The following is a 24982-nucleotide window of genomic DNA, read 5'->3' on the forward strand; positions in this document are numbered from 1 at the left end:
GAATTACACCCTGAACCCGCAGCATTATCCCCGTACCGCAAAAATCTATTCCCGAAATCGCCATTTTGGCAATGACCCGAGGCGTTTACACTGTAGGAATCAAAAAGCCATCCGCATTGGGGAAGGAAACCCACATGGTTCTGTCGCGCGCCGCCGTCGCCTGGGAAGCCAACCGTCCGCTGGAGATCGAAGAAGTCGAGGTCGCGGCGCCCAAGGCCGGCGAGGTGATGGTCCGCATCGTCGCCACCGGCGTTTGCCACACCGACGCCTACACGCTGTCCGGCAAGGATTCCGAAGGCGTGTTCCCCTGCATCCTCGGCCATGAGGGCGGCGGCGTGGTGGTGGAGGTCGGCCCCGGCGTCACGTCCGTGGCGGTCGGCGACCACGTCATCCCGCTCTACACGCCGGAATGCGGCAAGTGCAAATTCTGCCTGTCCGGCAAGACCAACCTGTGCCAGGCGATCCGCGCCACCCAGGGCAAGGGCCTGATGCCGGACGGCACCAGCCGCTTCTCCATCAAGGGCAAGCAGATCGCCCATTACATGGGCACCTCGACCTTCTCCGAATACACGGTGCTGCCGGAGATCGCGCTCGCCAAGATCAACAAGGCCGCCCCGCTGGAGAAGGTCTGCCTGCTGGGCTGCGGCGTCACCACCGGCATGGGTGCGGTGATGAACACCGCGAAGGTGGAGCCGGGCTCGACCGTCGCCGTCTTCGGCCTCGGCGGCATCGGCCTGTCGGCCATCATCGGCGCCACCATGGCGAAGGCCAGCCGCATCATCGGCGTCGACATCAACCCGTCGAAGTTCGAGATCGCCAAGCAGCTGGGCGCCACCGACGTCATCAACCCGATGGACTACGACCGCCCGATCCAGGAAGTGCTGGTCGAACTGACCGACGGCGGCGTCGATTACAGCTTCGAGTGCATCGGCAACGTCAAGGTGATGCGCGCCGCGCTGGAATGCTGCCACAAGGGCTGGGGCGAGTCGGTCATCATCGGCGTCGCCGGCGCCGGCGAGGAGATCTCCACCCGTCCGTTCCAGCTGGTCACCGGCCGCGTCTGGCGCGGTTCCGCCTTCGGCGGCGTCAAGGGCCGTTCGGAGCTGCCGGAATATGTGGAGCGCTATCTGCGCGGCGAGTTCGAGCTGGACACCTTCATCACCCACACCATGGGTCTGGAGGACATCAACCACGCCTTCGACCTGATGCATGAGGGCAAGAGCATCCGCTCGGTCATCCTGTACAACCAGTGAGGTGACGAGGGCTCCCTTCTCCATATTGGGGGAGGGAGCCTTGCCGCCATCGATTTTCAAAAGGCGTTTCCATGACCGACCCCCTGACCACCCTGTCGGAAACCCGTGTCTTCGGCGGCCGTCTGAAACGGGTGCGGCACCAGTCCGCGGCGGTGAATTGCGAGATGACCTTCGCGATCTTCCTGCCGCCGCAGGTGGAGGCCGGCGCGACCGTTCCGGTCTTCTACTGGCTGTCGGGCCTGACCTGCACCGACGAGAACTTCACCCAGAAGGCCGGCGCCTTCCGCGTCGCGGCGGAGCTTGGCCTCGCCATCGTCGCCCCCGACACCAGCCCGCGCGGGGAGGGGGTGCCCGGCGATCCCGACGGCGCCTGGGACTTCGGCCAGGGCGCCGGATTCTATGTCGATGCGACCGAGGAACCCTGGGCGCGCAACTACCGCATGCACGACTACGTGACGCGGGAGTTGCCGGCACTGATCGAGGAAAATTTCCCGGTCACCGACCGCCGGTCCATCGCCGGCCATTCGATGGGCGGGCATGGCGCGCTGGTCTGCGCGCTGAAGCATCCCGGCTTCTACAAGGCGGTGTCGGCCTTCGCCCCCATCGTCAACCCGGCGGTGGTGCCCTGGGGCGAAAAGGCCTTCGGGCGCTATCTGGGGCCGGACCGCGACCGCTGGATGGAATGGGACGCCTGCGCGCTGATCAGGACCGCGACGGAGCGGCTGCCGATCCTGATCGACCAGGGCGACCGCGACAGCTTCCTGGAAGTACAACTGAAGCCGGAGGCGCTGGTCGCGGCGGCGCAGGAGGTCGGCCACCCGGTGACGCTGCGCATGCAGCCGGGCTACGACCACAGCTATTTCTTCATCAGCACGTTCATCGAGGATCACTTGCGCCATCATTGGGCGGCGCTGGTGGGGTAGGGGCTGATTGGGTGGAGTTAGACCCCCACCTATCCTCCCCCGCTGGGCGGGGGAGGGACTGCCGCTGCTATTCCGAACAAGCACTTGCCCCCTCCCCGCCCAGCGGGGGAGGGTTGGGGTGGGGGTCTAACTCAGCCCCTCAAGCGACCCGCCGCGTCAGGTGGTTGTCCCAGCGGAAGGCCGGCGCCTTGCGCTCCGGTCCCGCTTCGGCGCTGACCGACACCGGCTCGATCACGCCAAGCCCGCTGGTCGCCAGATAGCCCTCGCCGTTCGGAGCCAAACCGCAGCTGTCGGCCAGCGCGGTGGAGCCGAGCCACGCCCCGTCCGCCGCGTTCCACAGCCCGATGAGCCCGCCCAACGGCGAGCTGGCGGCCACCGTCTTGCCATCCGACGCGACGCTGCCGATGTAGCCCTGCATGCGTGACAGCACATCCTCCGGTGCGTCGAACAGGCGGACCGCGCCGCTGCCGGGACGGTGGGCGCCGGTCAGGGGCTGCAGCATGCCGATGGGGCGTTCGTCCTGAACACCGAAGGCGACCCCGCCGTCGTCCAGCAGGGCGATGTGACGGATGCCGAGATTGGCGTGCTCCTCCGGCAGGCGGGCCTTGTCGAGCAGCTTGCCGGTCGCCGCCTCCACATAGGTCAGCGAGCTGTCCATGCTGTCGAGGTTCAGCTTGGCCCGGCCGGTGTCGGGGTGGGTGATGACGCCGCCGTTGGCGACGGCCAGGGTCGAGCCGTCGCGCATCAGGATCAACTCGTGCGGACCCAGCCCATGGGTCGGAATGACGCCGATCCGGCGGTAGCCGTCGGTGGCGTCGTAGACGCCGATGGCGCCCTCCTCGCGCGGGACGTCGTCCTCGGCGACATAGAGGATGCGGCCGTCGGCCGAATAATCGCCATGGCCGGTGAAGCGGCGGTCGTCGGGCGCCCGCACCACCGGGCCGGGGGTGCCGTCGGCCAGCGACAGGGTCTGGAACCAGCGGCCGGGCCGGCGGGCGAAGACGACCGCCTCGGCCACGCCGGGACGCGGCATGATGGCGTGGGCGCGGCCGGGCGTTACGGTGGTGAACAGCACCTTGCCGACGCGGTCCAGCGCGGCGACGCCGAAGCTCGGCTCCGCCCCGGCGGTGGCATAGGCGTTGAGGTAGAGCGTGCCGGCGTCCGCCGCATGGGCCTTGCCGGTCAGCACGGCCAGCAGTCCGCCGACGATGCGCCCACCCATTGCGCGTCCACCGAATACTGGCCCGGCGAGCACGCCCAGGATGTTCCTGCGGTCCATCGCCATGGTCAGTCTCCGTCCAGTTCGTTGAATCCCAGCGTGATGTCCAGCAGCGGGGCCAGCGTGCCCAGCATCTCCACCCGCGCCGCCTTGACCAGCCGCAGCGCGCTCTCCGTCTTCTTGCGGGAAGTGGGGTCGGTCACCGCCTTGTCCAGCGGACCGGGGATCGCCTCCACCGCGCTGATCGCGGCGGCGAAGCTCTCGTCGATGGCCTGCTTGGCGGTGGCGCCGTCGTCGTTCGCCGGCAGCAGCGAGACGAAGCCCAGCCCGCCATGCTCGCCCATCAGCAGGGCGCGCAGCCCCTCCAGGTTCAGCGCGATGTTGCGGAGCGACCGGCCGCTGCGCAACGCCTCCACCACCATCGGCTTGGCGTCCTCGATGCCGCCGCCGAGCGGGGCCATCAGCTTCTGGTCGATCACCACCTGCATGGCGGTGATGGCGGCGGAATAGAGCGTGTTGACCGCTTCCGAGGCAGTCGGGCCGAGGACGGTCGGCTGCCCGGCGGCGAGCGGCGCCTCCAGCTCCTTCCAGCCGTCGCGCGCTTCGGTTGCGATGGCGGCGATGTTGCGGGCGGCGGCGACGGCCAGCTGCCCGCGGTATTTCTTGGCCTCGCTGCCGGTGAAATTGTCCGCGGTGACGCCCTCGTCGAACAGCAGCCGTTCCAGCACGGTCAGCCCCTGCACAGCCGCGCTCTGGCGGGCGAGCGCGCCCGGCTGCAGCAGCTTGGGGTCATGGTCGCGCAGGATCTGGCCGATCTGGCGCTGGACCACGCCCGGCCGCTCCGGCCAGAAGGACATGCGGTCGGCGCGCAGATTCATGGTGAGGGGGCCCGGGCGCAGATGCTGCACGGATGCCCAGGCATCGGTGACTTTGGTGTGGGCCGCGCGCGCCTCCTCCAGTCCGGCGGCGGTGGGGCCGGCGGCGAAGCGGTCGAGCGTGTCGACATAGGTATTGGCGGCGGCGACCAGCGCGTCGAAGCGCGGCAGGGCATGGGTGCGGACCATGCCACCCAGGAAGGCGGCATCCTTGTCGGACTGGCGGGCGGCGAAGGCCGGGGTCCGCGGCAGCAGAGCCGCCACGGCGGCGGCGGCGGACATCAGTCCAAGCACTATGCGGCGTCGCATACGTTCAAATCCCTTCTGCCGTTGGCGTGGATCGAAGCCCCCGCCCTTCCTTTACAAACCCAGCACATAACGCACCAGCCGATTCCGCTCCCCACCCGCCAAGGCCATGAAGCGGTCCTTCGCCCCTTCCGCCTCGCCTCCATGCCACAGGATCGCTTCGGTGACGCTGCGGGCGCGCCCGTCATGCAGGAGCGACAGTTGCCCGTCCTTGGCCGCCAGCCGGTTCAGGCCCCACAGCGGCGTGGTTCGCCAGTCCGATCCGCGCGCCTCGCCCATCGGCAGCTCGTCTCCCAATCCGGGGCCGAGGTCGTGGAGAAGCATGTCGCTGTGCGGGTAGATCGCGCGGTTGGAGAGGGCCGGGTGGGCCGGGTCCTCCGCCGTGCGCCAGGACGGGCGGTGGCAGGCGGCGCAGCCGGTATCGGCGAACAGCGTGGTCCCCGCCTTGTCCTTCGGCGCTTCCAGACTGCCGTCGGGCGGCAAATCGCGCAGGTAGCCATCGATCAGTCCGATGATCGTGCTGGGAATCTCCAGCCCCTCGAACTGCTTGGAATCGCCGTGCGGTGCCTCGCGGCAGGCGGTCTGCGCCGGGGTGCAGTCGCCCCAGGGCTCGCGATAGGCCGGGGTCGACATGCCGATGTCGAGGCTGAAGGCTTCCGCATCCTGATGGTCCAGCGTGGGGTGCATCGCCTTCCAGCCGAAGCGGCCGACCTGCCGCTTGCCGTCCACCGTCACATGGTTCACCCGCCCGGCGACGGGACCGCCGGACGCCGCCTGCCGCGCGGCTTCGGCCTCGATCGCTTCGGCCGGGATGCGGTCGAGCAGGCCCATGCCATGGACGCGCGGCGGCACGCGGGCGGACATCACCGTCGCCTCCGCCAACGGGCCATAGCCGAGATCCTCGACCACCGGCGTCGGATGACGCAGGCGGACGGTCTCGCCGTCAGGGAAGCGCACCTCCTCCTCGCGGTAGGTGACGCGGGGGCGGCCTTCGATCACCTGTCCGAGAGTGGCGTTGGACTGGATCTGCCGGCCATAGACCGGGTCGGCGTTCAGCTTGATCGCATAGCCGACGCCCTGGTCGCCCTCCACCGCCGGATCGGGCGGCCGGCCGCCGCCGGCGCGCGGATGGCAGGTGGCGCAGGAGCGGGCGTTGTAGAGCGGCCCGAGACCGTCCGCCGCCTGGGTCGCGGTGGGCGCGGCCACCCACATGCGGCGGAAAAGCGCCTCGCCGATGCGGTTGTCGAGGCTGTCGGCGGCCTGGGCGGTGGGGGCGACGAGGAAGAGCAGGGCGGCGGCAACCGCGACGCGGAGCGACATACCCTCTCCCCCCCGGGGAGAGGGAAGGGGCCCGCCGCGAAGCGGTGGGAAGGGTGAGGGGGCCGGCGCGCTGTCGCGCGCCGCCAAAGGGCATTCTGCCCCTTGGCAATCCCCTGGCATGGGCTGGCGCCCATGCTGCCCCCTCACCCTGACCCTCTCCCCGGGGGGGAGAGGGAATTTCAAGTGCATAGGTCGTGAATCAAACAACGCGGATGTATCCCATCATGCCGGTGTCCTGGTGTTCGATGATGTGGCAGTGGAACATCCAGTCGCCGGGATTGTCGGCCTTGATCGCCACGCGCAGCCGTTCCTTCGGTTCCAGCAGCACCGTGTCGGCATGGTGGGGCACCACCTGTCGGCCGTCGGAGGACAGCACCTTGAAGGTGTAGCCGTGGATGTGGATCGGGTGCAGGTGCGGCGTCAGGTTGGCCAGCTCGAAGATATAGCTGCGGCCCTTTTCCAGCGTGACCAGCGGCGGCGGCAGATGTTCGTGCCCGCTCTCCGGCCAGCTCTGTTGGTTGATCGCCCAGAAGGTCTTCGCCGACAGGCACAGCGCGTCGGCATAGGGCAGGCCGGGCAATACCGCCGGGTCGAAGCTCTGCGCCACCGCGGTGGCGGAGAAGGCCATCGGGATGATCGGCGCGTCCTTCAGGTCCGGCTCGGGAATGGCGGACGCGGGCAGGGCGCGCGGCTTGAAGCGCTTGTTCGGCCGGGCGGGACCGACGGCGCGGAAGGTGGCGAGCGGCCGGGGCTCGGCCGAATAGACGTTGGTAAGCCGCAGGGTCTGGCCGGCCTTGGCCGGGGCGCGGAACAGCACGTCGATGCGCATCGCCGGCCCCATCGGCCAGCCGTCCAGCGGGCGGGGCGGCAGCGGGTTGCCGTCGACGGCGATGATCCAGGCCTCGGCACCCTCCACCCGCAGATCGACCACGCGGGTGTTGTCGATGTTGTAGAGGCGGGCGCGGATGTCGCCGTTGGTGGGCACCTCGATCACCGGATCGATGGCGCCGTTGACGGTGGACACACTGCCGAAGGTGCCGGCGCGCGAGGCGCCGCGGTCGGTCATGAAGGTGCCGAACTTGCCGGTCTTGTCCAGTTGCCAGTCCTTGACCAGACAGACGAGGTCCGCGTCGAATTTGGGCGCGTCCGGCTCCTCGACGATCAGGACGCCGGCAAGGCCGCGGCCCAGCAGCTCCACCGTGTTGCAATGGGGATGGAAGAAGAAGGACCCGGCATCCGGCGGCGTGAACTCGTAGACATGGCGCTCACCCGGCTTGGTCGGCGGCTGGGTCAGGTAGGGCACGCCGTCTTCCAGGTTCGGCAGGCGGATGCCGTGCCAGTGGATGGAGGTGTGCTCGTCCAGCTCGTTCACCAGCGTGGCACGCAGCCGCTGGCCCTTGCGCATGCGGATGATCGGGCCGGGGAAGTGGTCGGCATAGGTGATAAGCGGCGACGGTTCCGCCGGTTCAGGCAGGATGCGCTGCATCCGCTGTTTGGCGACCAATTCGACCTCGACCAGATCGCCGGCCGAGGTGACGGGCGCCGGGCCGGCAAGGCCGGGCTTCAGCGCGCCGGCATCGGGAGCCTTCAATCCGGTCCCGCCAAGTGCCGTCGCCGCGACGGCGGCACCTCCGGCACGCAGGAGGGCGCGGCGGGACAGCGGAACGGCGGGACGATGCGGCATGACGGCGGTCCAAAAACTTCAGGCGGGAAAAGTGCCGGCTCCGGTCCCGCCTCCGTCCCTCGCCGGATCGGCCCGGAAGGGAAGCGCGGGTGGTTCGGTCATGCGCGGGACGGAAGCGAGACCGGAGCCGGGGTAGGCGTGCTTACTTGCCGACCTTCGACGGTTCGTCGAGGCTGTCGGACCCCTTGACGTCGACCGAGACGCCGAGTGCGGCGACGGCGCCTTCCAGAGCCTTCTTCTGGGCGACGAGGCCGTCGATGCCGGCGGACACCAGCTTGTTGCCCTCGTCGTTGTCGGCGGCGATCATCTGGTCGTAGGCCATCTTGCCGCTGTCGGCGGTGTCCTTGATCGCCTGCATCGCCTTCATGGTGTTGCCCAGGGCGGTCTTCACCGCGGCGTCGGCGTCGGCGGACTTGGCGGCGACCAGCTGCGACAGCGAGGCGCCCGACACGGTCTTGCCGTCGGTGCGCTTGTAGCTGCCGTTGTAGACGTTCACCATGCCGACTTCGTCGTAATAGTGCGAGTTGTGGGTGTTGTCGGAGAAGCAGTCATGCTCCTCCTCCGGATCGTGCAGCATCAGGCCGAGCTTCATGCGCTCGCCGGCCAGTTCGCCATAGCTCAACGAGCCGAGGCCGGTCAGCATGCGGGCGACGCCCTCGCCCTCCGGCGCCTTGGCGATGGAGACGCGGGCCTTGCCCTTGGCCGCCCAATTGGCGGTCATCTCGGACAGATCGTCGACCAGCATCTGGGTGGCGACCTTCAGATACTGCGCGCGGCGGTCACAGTGGCCGTTGGTGCAGTCCTTGCCCTTGGCATAGTCGGTCGCCTTGCGCTCGCCAGCACCCGGACCGGTGCCGTGCAGATCCTGGCCCCACAGCAGGAACTCGATGGCGTGATAGCCGGTGGCGACGTTCGCCTCGACCTTGCCGGCCTCGTGCAGCTTGTCGGCCAGCAGCTCCTTGGTGATCCTGGTGGCGTCGATGGTCTTGCCGCCGGCCGTGATCTTCGGGTTGGCGATAACGTTCGCCTTGGCGTAGGGGTTGCTCTCGCCGCCGGCATAGCCCTCGTCGACATAGTCGATCAGGCCCTCGTCCAGCGGCCAGGCATTCACCTTGCCTTCCCACTCGTCGACGACGGGATTGCCGAAGCGGAAGGCTTCGGTCTGCATGTACGGAACGCGGGCGGCCTTCCAGGCCTCGCGCGCCTTCGCCAGCGTCTCCTCGGTCGGGTTGGCGACCAGGGCGTCCACCGCCTTCTTCAGCGCCTTGGCGCCGTTGGTGGCGTCCTGATAGGCGGCATGGGCGATGTCGGCGTAGTTTTTCGCCACGTCCTTGTAGGCCGGTCCGGCCGCCTGGGCGGCGAACGGCAGCAGGGCAACGACGGCTACGGCGGCGAAGCCGGCAGCGCGCTTCGACATGGAGGTCTCCTCGAACGTCGGGGTCGGTGTTTGACAGCAAGTGCGACTTATTCTCAGCGAATAACGTCGCGAATCATTCTCACTGTCAAGCCCTATCCGCGTTGGGGGTACTCGGAAAAGCGCATGCCGCCGGTGCCGCGTCGATCTGTCCCCGCCGCTCAGCCCTGGCCGAGTGATTGGCCGAGCGCCTGATCCAGGTCGTCGTAAAGGTCTTCGGGCGACTCCAGGCCGACCGACAGGCGCAGCAGGTCGCCCGGCACGGGGGAGGTCGGGCCTTCGATGCTGGCGCGATGCTCGATCAGGCTCTCCACCCCGCCGAGCGAGGTGGCGCGACGCCAGATGCCGACGTGGGCGGCGGTGTCGATGGCGGCCTGGGTGCCGCCCTTCACCCGGATGGACAGCATACCGCCATAGCCGCCGGTCATCTGGCGGGAGGCGATGCCGTGGCCGTGGAAGCCGGGCAGGCCGGGATAGAGCACCTCCGCCACCCGCGGATGGGCCGTCAGCCGCTCCGCCAGCGACATCGCCGCAGCGCTCTGCCAGCGGACGCGGGCGAACAGGGTGCGCAGGCCGCGTTGCAGAAGCCATGCCTCGAAGCTGCCGAGGATGCCGCCCTGCTGGGTCTGTACCGCCTTGATGCGGGCCCAGAACTCGTCCTTGCGGGCGGCGGTCAGGGTGCCGGCGACGATGTCCGAATGGCCGTTCAGGTATTTGGTCGCCGAATGCATGACGATGTCGGCACCCAACTCGATCGGCCGGGTCAGCACCGGCGTGGCGACCGTGCTGTCCACCGCCAGCCACGCCCCGGCCTCGTGCGCCAGTTCGGCGACGGCGGCGATGTCGGTGACGGTCCACAGCGGGTTGGCCGGGGTCTCGACCCAGACCAGCCGCGTCTGGCCGGGACGGAGTGCGGCGCGCACCGCATCGGTGTCGCTGGTGTCCACCCCTTCGACCTTCAGCCCCCAGCGGGTGGCGGGTCCATGCACCCAGTTGCGGAAGGCCCAGTACATCACGTCGGGCACCAGCACATGGTCGCCCGGATCCAACGCCTGGAACACGGCGGTCGCCGCCGCCATGCCGGAGGCGAACAGCAGCGTGTCCGCGCCCTTTTCCAGTTCGGTGATCGTCCGCGACGGAATGTCGAAGGTGGGGTTGTCGGCGCGGGCATAGACCCGGCCGCGGCCATAGCCGTTGTCGGGATCGCGGACATAGGTGGTGGACGGGTGGATCGGCGGAATGACCGCGCCGCTCGCCGCGTCCTCAAAGCCCAGGGCGCCGGCAGCGATGGTTTCGGGACGGTGGGGACGGTCGGTCATTGCCGCGGCACTCCGGGATCGGGCGTGAAGGGGGCGTCAAGGATACGTCCACCGGTCACACGGGCGCAACGTCCCAGCAGATAGCCGGCAGGCTATCGGCCTAGCCAAGCGGCCAATTGAACGGAATAGCCGAAAAACGTATCTAAACGAAGACGTCGCATCGGGACGCCCTGACGGAGAAGAGCTTTGCCCCCCAGCGACATCGGCACCGGACAACACTTGTCGTTGCGGGACAGCGTCGTCGGCTCCCTCGTTGCCGATTTCGATTGGTCGAACACATGCCTCGGACCTATCGAGAGTTGGGCCGGCAGCCTGAGAACGATCGTCGACCTGATCGTCCATTCTCCGATCCCGATGGTGCTGATGTGGGGTCCGGAACACCGGATGATCTACAATGACGGTTACGCCCTGATCGCCGGTGGAAAGCATCCGCAGGCGCTGGGCGGCACCGTGCCGGGCATTTGGCCGGAGATCTGGGACTGGAACCGCCGGATTCTGGAAAAGGGCTTCCGGGGAGAGGTGCAGACCCACACCGGGCATCTCTTCATGCTGGAGCGCAACGGCCCGGCGGAGGAGGTGTGGTGCGACCTGTTCTACAGCCCGGTGCCGGACGAATCCGGACGGGTGGCCGGCGTGCTGTGCACCGTCATCGAGACGACGGATCGCGTGAAGGCGATGCAGGCGACCGAACGGAGCGAGGCCCGCCTTCGCCGCACCCAGGAGGCCGGGCAGGTCGGGGGCTTCGAACTGGATCTCGCCACGGAACGGATCGAAGGATCGGACATGTTCTTCGCCCTGTGGGGGCTGCCGCCCATGAGGTCGGCGCCGTCCTCGCAGTTCCGCGATCTGGTTCATGCGGACGACCGCTGGATGGTGGCCGATACTCTGCGCAGCGTCGATGAGGCGCCACAACTGTTCGCCGAATACCGGATCCGCCGCGCCGACAACGGGGAGGAGCGCTGGATCGCCCGGCGGGCCAGCTTCGAATCCGATGCCGATGGCCGGCCGGCCCGGCTGGTCGGAACCCTGCACGACATCACCGACCTGAAGCGGGCCGAGATTGCGCTTCGCCGCCTGAACGGCGATCTGGAAGAGCGGGTGTCCCAGCGCACCCGCGAGCGCGACCGCATCTGGACGGTATCGCAGGACCTGCTGTGCGTGGCCGACCGGACCGGCGCGATTCTCAGCGTCAATCCGGCCTGGACCCGCACGCTCGGCTGGGAGGAGGAGGAGATCGTCGGCCGCCGCACCCAGTGGATGGAGCATCCCGACGACCAGAACCGCACGGCGGCGGAATTGATGCGGCTGGCGCAGGGCGAGACCACGCTGCGATTCGAGAACCGCTTCCGCTGCAAGGACGGCGGCCATCGCTGGCTGTCCTGGACCGCGGTCCCGGTGGAGGGGTATCTCTACTGCGTCGCGCGCGACGTCACCGCGGAACGGGAACGCGATGCCGAGTTGGAGCATGCCCGCGACCTACTGCGCCAGAGCCAGAAGATGGAGGCCATCGGCCAGCTGACCGGCGGCATTGCCCATGATTTCAACAACCTGTTGCAGGCGGTGTCCGGCTGTCTGCAGATGATCGGCCGACGCGCCGGCGGGCAGCCCGGCATTCCGCAGTTGCTCGACGCCGGACGGCAGGCGGTGGACCGCGGCGCGCGTCTGGTCCAGCAGTTGATGGCCTTCGCCCGCAAGCAGAGCCTGCGCCCCGAGCCGTTCGACCTGCGCAACCGGCTGCTGGGCATGAACGGACTGCTGGAACGCGCCTTGCGCGCCGATATCCATGTGTCGATGGAGCTGGCGCCCGGCCTGTGGGGCGCCGAAGCCGATCCGGTCCAGTTCGAACTCGCCGTGCTCAACCTCGCGGTCAATGCGCGCGACGCCATGCCGGGCGGTGGCCGCCTGATCGTTTCCGCGGCGAACGTGACGTTGAAAGAGCGCACGCCGGACGGGCTGTCCGGCGACTATGTCCGCATCCGCGTGTCCGACACCGGGACCGGCATGCCGCCCGACATCGCCGCCCGGGTCTTCGAGCCCTTCTTCACCACCAAGGAGGTGGGCAAGGGAACCGGGCTCGGCCTGTCGCAGGTCTATGGCTTCGCCCGCCAGTCGGGCGGCACGGCATCGGTGGAAAGCCGGCCAGGAGAGGGGACGGTCGTCACCCTGCTGCTTCCGCGCGCACAGCAGGTCGCCATCGAACCCGGCATCGTTGCCGAGCGCACGGTCTCACCCGGACACGGTGTCCGCATCCTGCTGGTGGAGGACGATCTGGTGGTGGCGTCGGTGGTGACTGCGGCGCTGACCGACATGGGCTATGCCGTCGCCCATGCCGCGACCGGGCGGGAGGCGCTGGAACGCCTGCGCAACGGGGAAGCCGTGGATCTGCTTTGCACCGACGTGGTGATGCCGGGTCCCGTCAATGGCGTGGAACTGGCGCGGGAGGCGCAGAAGCTGCGCGCCGGCCTGCCGGTCGTGCTGACCACCGGCTATGCCGAGGGTGTCGGCGGCATGGACGGCTTCCGCGTGCTGGCAAAGCCCTATCGCATCGAGGATCTGGCCGCCGCCATCGAAGGCGAACTGGGCACGCTCGAAGACGGCGGACCCTACAGGATTCAGGCGTAACGGGCGATCAGCCGGGCCAGCGGCGGGCCGGACAGCACCACCACGAACAGCCGCAAAGTCTGCAGCGCCAGCACCAGCGGCAAATCCACCCCGGTTCCCAGCGCGATCACCACCACGGAATCGAGCCCGCCCGGGCTGGTGGCGAGGAAGGCGGTCAGCGGATCGGTCGGCAGCAGCGTGACCAGCACCCAGGCCGACAGGCTGCACAGCGCGATCATCAGCCCGGTCGACAGCAGCATCTGCGGCACGGCGCGCATCGCGTGGCGCAGCACCTCGCGGGTGAAGCGCAGGCCGATGCTCCAACCGATGACGGTGTAGGTGACGGTCAGCAGCAGGTGCGGCAGTTGCAGGGTCACACCGGCGCCGGCCTGGACCAGCGCGCCCAGCACCATCGGCACCAGAAGCGCGCCCGAGGGAATGCGGAAGCGCTGCCCGATCCAGCCGCCCACACCCGCGACCAGCAGCGTCGCCGCCAGCCCGCGCAGGTCCAACGCCTCCACCGGCGCCACCGGCAGGGCGCCGCCGTCCGGGGCGGCGGTCAGCGCGTGTGTGACCAGCGAGGCGCTGAGCACCACCAGCACCACGCGCAGATACTGCATCACCGCCACCAGCCGCGCATCCGCCCCGTATTCCCCGGCCATGGCGACCATGGCGGCGGCTGCACCCGGCGACACGCCCCAGGCCGCGGTGGTTCCGGGCAGGCTGCCGTAGCGGACGAACAGCCAGCCGACGATGCCGCTGACCAGCACCGTCAGCCCGACGGTTCCCAGCATCAGCGGCCAGTTCCGCGCGATGGACAGCAGGATCGACGAGGTGACGGCATGGGCAACGAGGCAGCCGATGATCGCCTGCGCCATGGTGAAGCCCGAAGGCGGCACCCGGATGGAGGCTCCGCCGACACCGAGCGCGATGGCCCCGATCATCGGCCCGATCAGCCAGGCCGCCGGCAGCCCGACCGCTTCCAATCCCAACGTCACCGCCGCCGACAGAGCGAGCAGGCCCGCCCATTGCGCCACCGTCCGCGCGCGGAGCTTCGGCCAGCCCCCTTCCGACCCGTCCCTTGTCCCGACCACGAACTCTTACCTGTGCGAATGATTTGCCTCACCGGCATGCTGCCTGCCGCCGGCCTTCCCCGTCCAGCAGGCGAACGGGCGCGGCAGCCATGCGCGGCGGATCAGCGGGCGGTGCGGATGCGGGTCAGGAAATCGCCGACGCCGCGGTTCAGGTCGTCCGCCTGCCGGTGCAGCAGACCGGCGGCGGCCAGCACCTCCTGCGCGATTCCGCCGGTCTCCGACGAGGATTGCGTCACCTGACCGATGGAGTCGGTGACCCGGCGGGTGCCGACCGCGACCTCCTGCACGTTCCGGGTGATTTCCTGGGTCGCGGCGGTCTGCTGTTCCACCGTGGCGGCGACGGTGGTGACGATCTCGTTGATGTGGGTGATGGTGCGGCCGACCGCGTGAATGGCCTCGGCGGCATTGCCGGCGGCGCTCTGCATGCCGGCGATCTGGCTGGAGATGTCCTCCGTCGCCTTGGCGGTCTGGTTGGCGAGGTGCTTCACCTCGTTGGCGACGACGGCGAAGCCCTTGCCCGCCTCGCCGGCCCGCGCCGCCTCGATGGTGGCGTTCAGGGCCAGGAGATTTGTCTGGCTGGCGATGTTGCTGATCAGCTTGACCACGTCGCCGATGCGCTTGGCCTCCTCGACCAACCCGCTGACGGTGCTCTTCGTCCGCTCCGCCTCGTCGACGGCGGAGGAAGAGATGCGGGACGATTCGGTGACGTGGCGGCTGATGTCGGAGATGGAGATCGAGAGCTGTTCGGTCGCCGCGGCCACCGTCTGCATGCTGGACGAGGTGACTTCGGTTTCCGACGCCACGTCGGAGGAACGGCGGCTGGTGCTGGTGGCGATTTCCGACATGCGCTGGGCATGGGCCTGCATCTGGTTGGAGGCGGCGACCGTGCCCTCCACGATGCCTTTCACGCTGTCCTCGAACGTGCCGGCGAGCCGGTCGAGCGTGGCGCGCTTGCTCTCCTCCTCCGCCTCGCGATAGGTTTCCAGAAGCAGCTCGATATCGAACCACGCGATCTTGTTCAGCGTTTCCAACTGGGCGGCGCGGGTGCGGCGGGCGGCGGCGCCGAACAGGTTGGCGGCCAGACCGTCGTCGCCACCGGTTAGGCCAAGCTCGCGGGCGATGTTGGAACTGACGACGTAATGGCAGATCGACACCGCATAGGCCGGAACGCCGTTCCGATAGAACAGGGTCGCGAGCCGCTTCGCGGAGTCGGCGAACTCGGCATCGATCCGCCCGGACGCGGCCCGCGTCCAGTGGTCCAGCCGGGCGGCGTGCACGTCGGGACGCTTCAACGCCGCCTGGATTTCCGGCCAGGCGTCGAAATGCCGGTGCCATTCATTCAGAAGCGCGGGAAGCCGCCGTTCCGCAAATTCGCGGTTGCCCCGAAGCCGGGCCAGATCGTCATTGGTGATGGAGAAGGTGGAAAGTCGCTTCGTCTGCGAATCTGTCAGCTCGACGGTCATGATTTTGGACGATCCTCGGTTCAGGTGCCTCTCAAGGATCGTTCTACGTTACGAAACGTCTTCTGGATCGCCCGCCGAGGGCGTCTGACGCCCTCATTTTCATCATACTCCCATATGTCTAAGAAAGAGTGCAGCGGCCGATCATAAAAGGGCGACGAGCCATGAGCCCGCGCACCTTCGGCCTATCATGCGGGGCGCGGGCGCAGGCCGTTCAGCAGAAGGGCGATGGACTGGCGGGAAATCTCCGCCGGGTCCAGGTCACCGTCGGGACGGTACCAGCGCGCAACCCAGCTGAGCGCGCCCGACAGGGTGAAGGCGGCGATCTTCGGATCGCAGGGGGCGATGCTGCCCTCGGCGATGCCGCGCTCGATCAGGCTGCGGAATTTCAGGTCGATGCGGCGCTTCAGGCCGCGCAGGGTGCGGCGGCTCTCCTCGGTCAGCGGCTCCTCGCCGACACGGATCACGCACATGCCGAAATCCATGGTGACGATGCCGACATAGGTGGTCATCACCGCCACCAGCTCGTCATAGGCACTGCCGCCATGGCCGATCACTTCGCTCGATGCGCTGTCGAGCAGTTCCAGCCCGATCCGCACGCACTCGAACAGGATCTCCTCCTTGTTCTTCACATAGTAATAGATCGTCGGCTTGGTGACGTTCAGCCGTCGGGCGATATCGTCCAGCGAGGTGGCGTGATAGCCAAGCTCGTTGAACGCCTGCGCCGCGGTTCGCAGCACGGCGATCCGCTTTTCCTCGCGCTCGCTGCGGCGGTCGGCGGCGGTCTTCCATGGCGACTCCGACATGCGGCGTTGGCTCCCTTCAATCATTGTCCTGCGTTCCTGCCCATCGCTTTCTCACTTGCCGGTGCCTATGTCCAGCGGCAGCGTTCATCCGTTCGTTCAGCAAACTTGTTTCCCTTCCTACTTTCAAGTAACTTAGGTTCCAGTTAGTAAAAAAGAAATCCGGCCGCGCCCGTGCATCGGTGAGCGGCGCCGGTCGCGAAAACCTGAAAACCGGGAGGACACGCATGCCTATGGACGTTGCGAACAACGCGATCGCCGCGGCGCGCGGTATCAGCATCGGCGGTGCTCTGGCACGGGCGGCGCGGCGGCATGGCGGCCGTATCGCGCTCCGCTATGACGGGCGGGAGTGGAGCTTCACCGACCTGCACATCGCCGCCAAGCGGGTGGCAAGGCGGTTCACGGACATGGGCCTGAAGCGGGGAGACCGGGTGGCGGCGTTCGGGCGCAATTCCGACGCCTATGTCGTGGCGTGGTTGGGCTGCGCGGTCGGCGGCTTCATCCATGTCCCGGTCAATTACGCCCTGACGGGGGAGGAGCTGTCCTACATCCTGACCCAGTCCGGCGCGCGGATGGTGCTGCATGACGCCGATCTCGCTGGTCCTCTGGCCGATGCCGGTCAGGCCGCGCGGCTGGAATGGACCGGGACGCTGGCCGCCGGCAGCGGTGAGCTGGATGTTCTGTCCATCGCGCAGGATGCGGGCGCATCGGCGGACATCGAGGTGGTGGTGGACGCCGACACGGTGGTTCAGCTTCTCTACACCTCCGGCACCACCGCCGCGCCGAAGGGCGCGATGATGACCCATGGCAGCCTGCTGGCGGAATATGAAAGCGCCATCCATAATTGCCGCTTTGCCGAAAGCGACCGCGCGTTGGCGGCGCTGCCGCTCTACCATTCGGCGCAGATGCACGTCTTCCTGATGCCGCAGCTGATGGTCGGCGCCACCACCCTGTTGATCCAGACCCCGGCGCTGAAGCAATGCCTGGAGCTGATTGCGGCGCACCGCATCACCTCCTTCTTTGCGCCGCCCACGGTGTGGGTCGGGCTGCTGCGCCATCCCGATTTCGACGCGCATGATCTGGGGTCGTTGGAAAAGCTCTATTACGGCGCCTCAATCATGCCGGTTCCGGTGCTGCAGGAGCTTCGCCAGCGCCTGCCCAACGCCCGCGCCTTCAACTGCTATGGCCAGAGCGAGATCGGCCCGCTCGCCACCGTCCTCGCGCCGGAGGAGCATGAGGAACGCCCCGCCTCCGCCGGCCGCCCGGTGCTGAATGTCGAGACGCGGGTGGTCGATCTGGAGATGAACGACGTGCCGCCGGGCACTCATGGCGAGATCGTTCACCGCTCCCCCCAGCTGATGGTCGGCTATTGGGACAAGGAGCGCGAGACGGAGGAGGCGTTCCAGGGCGGCTGGTTCCATTCCGGCGACGTCGGCTATCTGGACGAGGCCGGCTATCTCTACATCGTCGACCGCATCAAGGACGTCATCAACACCGGCGGCGTGGTGGTCGCCAGCCGCGAGGTGGAGGAGGCGATCTACACCCACCCCGCCGTCGCCGAGGTCGCGGTGGTGGCTTTGCCCGACCCGAAATGGATCGAGGCGGTGACCGCCTTCGTCGTGCTGCGCAGCGGCCAGAGCGTCGATGCGGAGGGGCTGATCGCCCATTGCCGCGGCCATCTGGCGCCCTTCAAGCTGCCCAAGCAGGTGCATTTCGTCGACAGCCTGCCGCGCAACACCGCCGGCAAGCTGCTGAAGCGCGAACTCCGCCGCGCCTATAGCGAAACTGCCGTATGAGCGCGTATGAACCGCCGCTGCAATCCGTCCGCTTCCTCGTCAACGAGGTGCTGAAGGCTCCCGAGGCGCTTGCCGCAGCGGGTTGGGAGGACGCGACGCCCGATCTGTTCGACGCGGTGCTGGCCCAGGCCGGACGGCTGGCGGTGGACGTGCTGCTGCCGCTCGACCGTTCCGGCGACGAAGAGGGTGCGCGGGTCGAGGGGGACGGCGTGCGCATGCCGGCCGGCTTCAACGAGGCGTGGCGCCATTGGCGCGAGGGCGGCTGGAACGGGCTGGCCGGCGACCCGACTTATGGCGGGCAAGGGATGCCGGCGCTGCTCGACACGCTGGTGACGGAGATGGTGTGTGCGGCGAACCTCGCCTTTAGCATCACCCCCGGCCTGACCCAGGGCGCCATCCGGGCGCTCGCCGCCCATGGCGACACGGCGGTGAAGGAGCATTGCCTGCCGCCGATGCTGGCCGGCGATTGGACCGGCGCCATGGCCCTGACCGAACCGCAGGCCGGCACCGACCTGGGCTTGCTGCGCACACAGGCCGTGCCGGTGGGCGACGGCACCTATCGGCTGGCTGGGCAGAAGATGTTCATCTCCTCCGCCGACCATGACCTGACCGGGAACCTCGTGCATCTCGTGCTGGCCCGCCTGCCCGACGCGCCGCCGGGCACCCGCGGCATCAGCCTGTTCGTCGTGCCCAAGCGCCTGCCCGATGGCGCCCGCAACGGCTGGTCGGTGCTGTCGGTCGAACGCAAGATGGGGCTGCACGCCTCGCCCACCTGCGTGGTATCCTATGAGGGTGCCGTCGGCTGGATGGTGGGAGAGCCGCACCGCGGCCTCGCCGCCATGTTCACGATGATGAACCATGAACGGCTGTTCGTCGGCATCCAGGGCATCGGCGTTGGGGAGCGCGCGGCGCAGGCGGCCTTGGCCTATGCCCGAGAGCGCGTGCAGGGCAGGGCGCCGGGTGGCGGTGGATCGGGCGGAGCGGGCGACCCGATCCTGCATCATCCCGACGTGCGGCGGATGGTGTTGACCGCCCGCGTGCTGACCGATGCCGGACGGGCGCTTGCCGGATGGGTGGCGCTGTGGCTCGACCGCGCCGCCAAGGATCCGTCGCTGACGGAGGAGGCGGAGGATTGGGCGGCCCTGCTGACGCCGGTGGTGAAGGCCGCCGGCACCGATTTCGGCTTCGAGGCGGCGGTGCTGGCCCAGCAGGTGATGGGCGGCCACGGCTATATCCGCGACAATGGCGTCGAGCAGTTGGTCCGCGACGTGCGGGCGACGCAGATCTATGAGGGAACCAACGGCGTCCAGGCGCTCGACCTCGTGCAGCGCAAGCTTGGCCTGCATGGCGGTCGGCCGCTGATGCGGATGCTGGACGCGGTGGAGGATGCCGCGGCGAGGCTGGCCGACGATCCGGCGACGGCCGAACTGGCGGAGCCCCTGCGGAGCGCTGCCGACCGGTTGCGCGGCCTCGCCGACTGGCTGCGGCAGGAGGGGCGCGACCCGCGCGACGGGGCGGCCGGGGCGACCGACCTGCTGCGGCTGACGGCGCTGGTCGCCTATAGCTGGATGTGGGGACTGACCGCCTCCGCCGCGGTTCAGCGACCGGCAGGCTATGACCCGGCATTCCTCGATGCGCGCATCGGGTTGGCCCGCTTCTTCATGATCCGCCTGCTGCCGGAGACCGCCATGCTGGATGCGCGCATCCGCAGCGGCTATGCCGGGTTGGATGCGGGACTGTCCGGCCGGCTGGAGGGCATCGAAGGGTAGCGATCCGTCACGCTGCCGCCACGATCAGAACGGCCGCGATCAGCGCCACCGCATCTTCCAACAGGGCGGCGGGGCGGTCGCGACCGAAGGCGGCGGCCATCCGCATGCGTGCCGCATAGCCGACGAGCGTGCCTGCGACGGCGCCGATGCCGCCGGCGACCAGACCGCCGACCCAGACTCCGGTGTTCATCCCGATGGCAGCCCCGGCGATGGCTCCACCGGCGATGCGGCTGGCGAAGGGGAAGGGCTGCTTGCGGCTGGGGGTGGTCGGCAGCTTGTCGACGATCAGCTCCACCACGGCCATTGCGGTGAATACCCACGGCGACACCGGGTGTGCGAGGAAGAACAGCCAGCTCCCCGACATATCGAGCCAGCCGCCATAGGCGGCCCAACTGACCGCTGCCGGGGCGAGCAGCGTGCGCGAGCCGGAGACGGAGCCGATCAGGAAGGCGAGGATCAGGGCAAACATTCGGTCATCCATCATCAATTCGGCATAATCAATTCGGCATCGTCAATTCGGCATCGTCAATTGTGGGAGCGTCCACGCACCGCCCGCACCATCTGCCTGAGCGCTCCAGCGCGGGTGCCGGGGCCGCCATGAAACAGACGCAGCGCCGCCAACATCAGCGCGTCGTCGCCCTCGCGCGGAGCGTCGAAATGCGGGCGCAACCGCCCCTTGCGCAACGAGACGGTCTTCACCTGCGTCATCTCCAGAAGCCCTTCGGCACCACGGGTGACGCCCCAACCGCTGGCATGCCGTCCGCCGAAGGGCAGGCGGGGGTCCGCGGTCGGCACGATCAGGTCGTTGATCGTCACCGTCCCGGCATCGATCCGCCCCGCCAACTCCCGCGCCTGCGCCACCGGCCCGAAGACCGACGCCCCCAGTGCGTAGGGGCTGCGCGTCGCCGCATCCAACGCCTCGTCCATGTCCCGTACCGGCACCAGCGACAGGACGGGCGCAAAGATCTCCTCGCGCAGCAACGCCATGCCGGGCCGTGCGTCGGCTAGGATCAGCGGCGTCATGGCGGGGTCTTCCTCCTCCGGTACATTCCCCAGAGCACGCGCGCCCTCCGCCATCGCATCGCGCGCAAGGGCGGCGAGCCGGCGTCTCACCGGCAGGGATGCCGGCACCGGCGGGATCGTGGCGACCTGACGGACAAGAGCGGCCTCCAGACCTGCGGCCATCCCGTGCGGAACAAAGACCCGCCGCGGCGCGATGCAGGTGGCGGAGCCGTTGAGCCGCAGGCCGAAGGCCAGCGCACGGGCGACCCGATCCACATCCGCCCCCGGCAGAACAAAGACGGCGTCATTGCCCGAAAGCTCCATCGTCGAGGGCACCAGATGGCGGGCAAGACGTTCCGCCACCGCCCGGCCGGTGTCGGCGGAGCCGGTCAACACCAGCTTGTCGATGCCGGCGGCGATGGCCTCGGCCACCGTCCCGGCGGACTCGTCCAGCACCTGGAACAGCCCCGGCGGCAGGCCGGCCTCCTCCAGCCATTCCCCCAGCAGGACCATCGGCTCGCCGCATCCAGGGGCCGGCTTGACCATCACCCGGTTGCCGGCCGCCAGCGCCTGCACCGCCTGCACGCCCGGCAGCAGCAGCGGGTAGTTGGACGGCCCGACGATCAGGACCGTGCCGACCGGGTCCCGCCGCACCTCCGCCTCCACCCCGAACAGCCAGACCGGGCGCCCGCGCCGGCCCAGCCGCCTTGGCGCCAGCAGGCCCGCCGCTTCGCGTTCCAGGAATCGGCAGGCCTCCGCCAGCGGCAGGATTTCGGCACTGACGCTCTCCGCGGCATGTCGGCCCGGTCGAGTTTCCAGTGATCGAACAAGTCTCTCGGCATTGGCCGCAATGCGGTGGCGAAGTCCGTGAATAACCGAAAGTCGTAGTGAGATGTCCTGGGCGGACCAAGCCTTAAACTTGGCGGGCGAGCCAAATTTTTCATTGCCCATCGAAAGGGTTACGACATCAGGAGAGGAGCTGTTGTTGCGATCCATTTTCGACCCGGCTTCGTAACCACGAAGACAGAGTTCGGCAGCGCAGGAGCGTTTGGCAAGCGGATGGAACGACAAGTCGTGATCATCGGCGCGGGACCGGGCGGATTGGCATCCGCGATGCTCCTGGCGCTTACGGGTGCGAAGGTGACGGTGCTGGAGCGGCAGGACCGCATAGGCGGCCGGTCGGCCGGCTTCTCGATGGACGGATACCGCTTCGACAGCGGCCCCACCTTCTTCCTCTATCCCCGTATCCTGGAGGAGATCTTCGAGGCCTGCGGGCGGCGCCTGTCGGACGAGGTCGACCTGATCCGCCTCGACCCGCTCTACCGGCTGGTGTTCGAAGGCGGCGGGGAACTGCGCGTCCAGGCCCAGATGACGGCGCTGATGGCGGAGATCGCCAAGCTCAGCCCGCGCGACGCCGAAGGTCTGCCGCGCTTCCTGGCTGACAATCGGGAGAAGATGGAGCGCTTCCGCCCGGTTCTGGAGTCCGACTTCTCCAGCCCCTGGGCGTTGGCCTCGCTGCCGATGCTGAAGGCGTTGGGCCGGCTGTCGCCGCACCGGTCGGTGGACCGCGACCTGTCCCGCTATTTCCAGGACCCGCGCATCCGCCTCGCCTTCTCGTTCCAGAGCAAGTACCTAGGCATGTCGCCCTTCCGCTGCCCCAGCCTGTTCACCATCCTGTCCTTCCTGGAGCATGAACACGGCGTCTTCCATCCCCGCGGCGGGACGGAGGCGGTGATGGAGGCGATGCGCCGGGTGGCGGAAAGCCTGGGCGTTACCGTGCGGCTGAACGAGACGGTGCGCCACATCAAGTTCCGGGGCCGCCGCGCCGTCGGCGTGCGGACGGAGGCCGGCGACTATCCGGCCGATGCGCTGGTCATCAACGCCGACTTCGCGCGGGCGATAACGACGCTGGTGCCCGACGATCTGCGCCGGCGCTGGAGCGACGCCCGCCTCGCCACCAAGAAATTCTCCTGCTCCACTTTCATGCTGTATCTGGGCATCGAGGGCAGGTTGGACGGGCTGGACCACCACACCGTCTATCTTGCGGAGGATTACGCCCGCAACCTCGCGGAGATCGAGGAGTGCCGGGAACTGCCGCGCCGCCCGTCGATTTATGTGCAGAACGCCTGCGTCACCGATCCGGAGATGGCGCCGCCGGGCGGCAGCACGCTCTATATCCTGGTTCCGGTCGGCCACCAGCGCGGCCACATCGACTGGCAGGCGGAGGCACCGCACTACCGCCGACTGGTGCTCGACCGGCTGGCAGGCTTCGGCCTGACCGATCTTGAGCGCCGCATCCGGGTGGAGCGGGTGGTGACGCCGGCCGATTGGGAAAGCCGGTTCGCGGTCCATCGCGGCGCCACCTTCAATCTGGCGCACAGCCTTGACCAGATGCTTCACCGCCGCCCGCGCAACCGGTTCGAGGATCTCGACGGCGTCTATCTGGTGGGCGGCGGCACCCATCCCGGCAGCGGATTGCCGGTCATCTTCGAAGGCGCACGGATCACGGCGCGGCTGCTGGCCCAGGAACTGGGCCTGCCGACGCCCTGGCGCACAAAGACCATCGGCGTGTCCGGCATGCTGCGGCAGGCCATTGCAGGGGGAATCGCATGACGGATCGGATCGCGGTGATCGGTGGGGGCCTTGGCGGTCTGGCGGCGGCGGTGGTGCTGGCGGCGCGCGGGCACAAGGTGACGCTGCTGGAAAAGAACGCCTGGGTCGGCGGCAAGGCGGCGGTGCTGGAGGACGCCGGCTTCCGCTTCGACATGGGGCCGACCATCCTGACGGTGCCGCGCGTGCTGCGCCGCATCCTGGAAGAGGCCGGCTGCGACCTCGACCGCGAGTTGGAGCTGGTCAGGCTGGAGCCGCAATGGCGCTGCTTCTTCGACGACGGCACGGTGCTGGACCTGTCGGAGAATGTCGGGACCATGGCGGCCGAACTGGACCGGCTGGCGCCCGGAAAGGGGGCGGGGGAGGGCTATCGCCGCTTTCAGGCGATGTCGGAACGGCTGCACGGCATCTCCGAACGATTCTTCTTCTGGAAGTCGGTGGAGGATCTTGGCGACACGCTGAACTTCCGCAACAGCTTCAACGCCAGCACCCTGTCCGACGTGCTGGCCCTGCGGATGGGCAGCACGGTGGCGGGTACCATCCGCAACCATGTGCCGGATGCGCGGGCGGCGCAGATGCTGGACCATTTCACCCAGTATGTCGGCTCCTCCCCCTACGGCTCGCCGGCGGTGCTGTGCGCCATCGCCCATATGCAGACCAACGACGGCGTCTGGTACCCGATCGGCGGCACCCGCGCGGTGCCGGCGGCGCTGGAGCGGGTGGCTGGGCGGCTGGGCGTGGACATCCGCACCAACACCGGCGTCCGCCGCCTGCAGGTGGAAGGTGGGCGCGTCGTCGCTGTCGAGACCGACGGGGGCGAGCGCATCCCGGTTTCCGCCGCGGTGTCGAACATGGATTCCGTCCGCACCTATCAGGAACTGGTGGGCGGGCAGCCGGCCAAGCGGTTCGCCAAGCGCCGCAGCTACGAGCCGGCCTGTTCCGGCGTGGTGTTCTATCTGGGGCTTGACCGTGCGTACGATCACCTGCTGCACCACGACTTCGTCTTCTCCCGCGATCCGGAGGAGGAATTCGACTGGATCTATCGTCAGGGGGAGCCGGCGCCCGACCCGACCTGCTACATCGCCGCGCCCGCCCGCACCGAACCGGGCGTCGCGCCAAAGGGTGGAGAGGCGCTGTATGTGCTGGTCCACACCCCCTATTTGCGCGAGCGCCATGATTGGAGCCGCATGCTGCCGGCCTATCGCCGGGTGGTGTTCGACAAGCTGAAGCGCACCGCCGGCATGGCCGATCTGGAGGACCGCATCCGCGTCGAACATGTGCTGACGCCGCAGGACATCCACGACCGATACAATGTGCTGAACGGCGCCATCTATGGCTTGGCGAGCCACGGCCGCTTCATGGGCGCCTTCAAGCCGGGCAACCGCTCACGCGATGTGGAGGGGCTGTATCTGGCCGGCGGGGCCGCCCATCCGGGGCCGGGCATGCCGATGGTGCTGATGTCGGGGTGGATCGCCGCCGACAGCCTGGATCAGGACATGCGCGGCTCCGCCCGTGCCGTGGCCTGACGGAAGGC

Annotated in this window: 18 protein-coding genes; 7 read left to right on the top strand and 11 right to left on the bottom strand. The window is 68.5% G+C overall.

The features are described 5' to 3' along the window. The first annotated feature begins 134 nt into the window (after positions 1-134). Both ACCD06_RS03680 and fghA read left to right on the top strand, forming a co-directional pair. Positions 135-1253, top strand: a complete 1119-nt coding sequence (locus tag ACCD06_RS03680) for an S-(hydroxymethyl)glutathione dehydrogenase/class III alcohol dehydrogenase (protein WP_109074201.1) — start codon at positions 135-137, stop codon at positions 1251-1253. A 71-nt stretch (positions 1254-1324) separates the two neighbouring features. Continuing rightward, complete coding sequence (fghA, locus tag ACCD06_RS03685; protein WP_413338878.1) at positions 1325-2176, top strand: S-formylglutathione hydrolase; 852 nt, start codon at positions 1325-1327, stop codon at positions 2174-2176. 139 nt (positions 2177-2315) lie between these two features. On the opposite strand, the gene ACCD06_RS03690 is transcribed toward fghA, so the two are convergent. The 6 genes from ACCD06_RS03690 to ACCD06_RS03715 form a co-directional block, all read right to left on the bottom strand. Then, the gene (locus ACCD06_RS03690; RefSeq protein WP_413338880.1) at positions 2316-3461 is read right to left on the bottom strand and encodes a DUF1513 domain-containing protein; all 1146 of its coding nucleotides are present in this window, start codon (positions 3459-3461) and stop codon (positions 2316-2318) included. Between the two features lie 2 nt (positions 3462-3463). Next, positions 3464-4579: an imelysin family protein gene (locus tag ACCD06_RS03695; protein ID WP_413338882.1), complete on the bottom strand. Its 1116-nt coding sequence runs from the start codon at positions 4577-4579 to the stop codon at positions 3464-3466. Positions 4580-4630: 51 nt separating this feature from the next. Next, the gene (locus ACCD06_RS03700; protein WP_413338884.1) at positions 4631-5896 is read right to left on the bottom strand and encodes a di-heme oxidoredictase family protein; all 1266 of its coding nucleotides are present in this window, start codon (positions 5894-5896) and stop codon (positions 4631-4633) included. A gap of 199 nt (positions 5897-6095) precedes the next feature. Continuing rightward, on the bottom strand, positions 6096-7580 hold the full coding sequence (locus ACCD06_RS03705; protein WP_413338885.1) for a multicopper oxidase family protein: 1485 nt from the start codon (positions 7578-7580) through the stop codon (positions 6096-6098). A gap of 142 nt (positions 7581-7722) precedes the next feature. Continuing rightward, positions 7723-8997 (bottom strand): imelysin family protein, encoded by a 1275-nt coding sequence (locus ACCD06_RS03710; RefSeq protein ID WP_413338887.1) that lies wholly within the window; start codon positions 8995-8997, stop codon positions 7723-7725. Positions 8998-9155: 158 nt separating this feature from the next. Continuing rightward, positions 9156-10313, bottom strand: a complete 1158-nt coding sequence (locus tag ACCD06_RS03715) for a trans-sulfuration enzyme family protein (RefSeq protein WP_413338889.1) — start codon at positions 10311-10313, stop codon at positions 9156-9158. Between the two features lie 219 nt (positions 10314-10532). Here ACCD06_RS03715 and ACCD06_RS03720 point away from each other — a divergent pair, with 219 nt between their 5' ends. Continuing rightward, entirely contained in the window at positions 10533-12935 is a 2403-nt protein-coding gene (locus tag ACCD06_RS03720; protein ID WP_413338891.1) for a PAS domain S-box protein, read from the top strand. On the opposite strand, the gene ACCD06_RS03725 is transcribed toward ACCD06_RS03720, so the two are convergent. From ACCD06_RS03725 to ACCD06_RS03735, 3 genes are all read right to left on the bottom strand, one after another. Next, complete coding sequence (locus ACCD06_RS03725) at positions 12926-14008, bottom strand: AbrB family transcriptional regulator (protein WP_199231883.1); 1083 nt, start codon at positions 14006-14008, stop codon at positions 12926-12928. The two genes, ACCD06_RS03720 and ACCD06_RS03725, sit on opposite strands and share 10 nt — an antisense overlap. Positions 14009-14109: 101 nt before the next feature. After that, positions 14110-15471: a methyl-accepting chemotaxis protein gene (locus tag ACCD06_RS03730; protein ID WP_413338893.1), complete on the bottom strand. Its 1362-nt coding sequence runs from the start codon at positions 15469-15471 to the stop codon at positions 14110-14112. A gap of 185 nt (positions 15472-15656) precedes the next feature. Further along, positions 15657-16274, bottom strand: coding sequence for a TetR/AcrR family transcriptional regulator (locus ACCD06_RS03735; RefSeq protein WP_109074230.1), 618 nt, complete (start codon positions 16272-16274; stop codon positions 15657-15659). 224 nt (positions 16275-16498) lie between these two features. Here ACCD06_RS03735 and ACCD06_RS03740 point away from each other — a divergent pair, with 224 nt between their 5' ends. Both ACCD06_RS03740 and ACCD06_RS03745 read left to right on the top strand, forming a co-directional pair. Beyond that, positions 16499-18067 carry a fatty acyl-CoA synthetase gene (locus tag ACCD06_RS03740; protein WP_413338895.1) on the top strand — a complete coding sequence of 523 codons (1569 nt, stop codon included), beginning with the start codon at positions 16499-16501 and terminating at the stop codon, positions 18065-18067. Further along, complete coding sequence (locus ACCD06_RS03745; RefSeq protein ID WP_413338897.1) at positions 18064-19836, top strand: acyl-CoA dehydrogenase; 1773 nt, start codon at positions 18064-18066, stop codon at positions 19834-19836. The genes ACCD06_RS03740 and ACCD06_RS03745 overlap by 4 nt, the downstream gene beginning before the upstream one ends. Before the next feature lie 7 nt (positions 19837-19843). Here ACCD06_RS03745 and ACCD06_RS03750 read toward each other — a convergent pair whose 3' ends face one another. Both ACCD06_RS03750 and ACCD06_RS03755 read right to left on the bottom strand, forming a co-directional pair. Continuing rightward, on the bottom strand, positions 19844-20305 hold the full coding sequence (locus ACCD06_RS03750; RefSeq protein WP_413338899.1) for a DUF4126 family protein: 462 nt from the start codon (positions 20303-20305) through the stop codon (positions 19844-19846). A gap of 56 nt (positions 20306-20361) precedes the next feature. After that, positions 20362-21834: an aldehyde dehydrogenase family protein gene (locus tag ACCD06_RS03755; protein WP_413338901.1), complete on the bottom strand. Its 1473-nt coding sequence runs from the start codon at positions 21832-21834 to the stop codon at positions 20362-20364. 63 nt (positions 21835-21897) lie between these two features. Here ACCD06_RS03755 and crtI point away from each other — a divergent pair, with 63 nt between their 5' ends. Next, complete coding sequence (gene crtI, locus ACCD06_RS03760) at positions 21898-23451, top strand: phytoene desaturase family protein (protein ID WP_413338902.1); 1554 nt, start codon at positions 21898-21900, stop codon at positions 23449-23451. Beyond that, positions 23448-24974, top strand: coding sequence for a phytoene desaturase family protein (locus ACCD06_RS03765; protein WP_413338904.1), 1527 nt, complete (start codon positions 23448-23450; stop codon positions 24972-24974). Before crtI ends, ACCD06_RS03765 begins: the two co-directional genes overlap by 4 nt. Positions 24975-24982: the final 8 nt, after the last annotated feature.

Source organism: Azospirillum sp. CT11-132 (assembly GCF_047302835.1).
In the GTDB taxonomy this organism is placed as follows: domain Bacteria; phylum Pseudomonadota; class Alphaproteobacteria; order Azospirillales; family Azospirillaceae; genus Azospirillum.

Coding starts and splice junctions, on each gene's coding strand:
- ACCD06_RS03680 (WP_109074201.1), top strand. CDS start 135: ATGGTTCTGTCGCGCGCCGCCGTCGCCTGGGAAGCCAACCGTCCGCTG.
- fghA (WP_413338878.1), top strand. CDS start 1,325: ATGACCGACCCCCTGACCACCCTGTCGGAAACCCGTGTCTTCGGCGGC.
- ACCD06_RS03690 (WP_413338880.1), bottom strand. CDS start 3,461: ATGGCGATGGACCGCAGGAACATCCTGGGCGTGCTCGCCGGGCCAGTA.
- ACCD06_RS03695 (WP_413338882.1), bottom strand. CDS start 4,579: ATGCGACGCCGCATAGTGCTTGGACTGATGTCCGCCGCCGCCGCCGTG.
- ACCD06_RS03700 (WP_413338884.1), bottom strand. CDS start 5,896: ATGTCGCTCCGCGTCGCGGTTGCCGCCGCCCTGCTCTTCCTCGTCGCC.
- ACCD06_RS03705 (WP_413338885.1), bottom strand. CDS start 7,580: ATGCCGCATCGTCCCGCCGTTCCGCTGTCCCGCCGCGCCCTCCTGCGT.
- ACCD06_RS03710 (WP_413338887.1), bottom strand. CDS start 8,997: ATGTCGAAGCGCGCTGCCGGCTTCGCCGCCGTAGCCGTCGTTGCCCTG.
- ACCD06_RS03715 (WP_413338889.1), bottom strand. CDS start 10,313: ATGACCGACCGTCCCCACCGTCCCGAAACCATCGCTGCCGGCGCCCTG.
- ACCD06_RS03730 (WP_413338893.1), bottom strand. CDS start 15,471: ATGACCGTCGAGCTGACAGATTCGCAGACGAAGCGACTTTCCACCTTC.
- ACCD06_RS03735 (WP_109074230.1), bottom strand. CDS start 16,274: ATGTCGGAGTCGCCATGGAAGACCGCCGCCGACCGCCGCAGCGAGCGC.
- ACCD06_RS03740 (WP_413338895.1), top strand. CDS start 16,499: ATGCCTATGGACGTTGCGAACAACGCGATCGCCGCGGCGCGCGGTATC.
- ACCD06_RS03745 (WP_413338897.1), top strand. CDS start 18,064: ATGAGCGCGTATGAACCGCCGCTGCAATCCGTCCGCTTCCTCGTCAAC.
- ACCD06_RS03750 (WP_413338899.1), bottom strand. CDS start 20,305: ATGTTTGCCCTGATCCTCGCCTTCCTGATCGGCTCCGTCTCCGGCTCG.
- ACCD06_RS03755 (WP_413338901.1), bottom strand. CDS start 21,834: ATGGATCGCAACAACAGCTCCTCTCCTGATGTCGTAACCCTTTCGATG.
- crtI (WP_413338902.1), top strand. CDS start 21,898: ATGGAACGACAAGTCGTGATCATCGGCGCGGGACCGGGCGGATTGGCA.
- ACCD06_RS03765 (WP_413338904.1), top strand. CDS start 23,448: ATGACGGATCGGATCGCGGTGATCGGTGGGGGCCTTGGCGGTCTGGCG.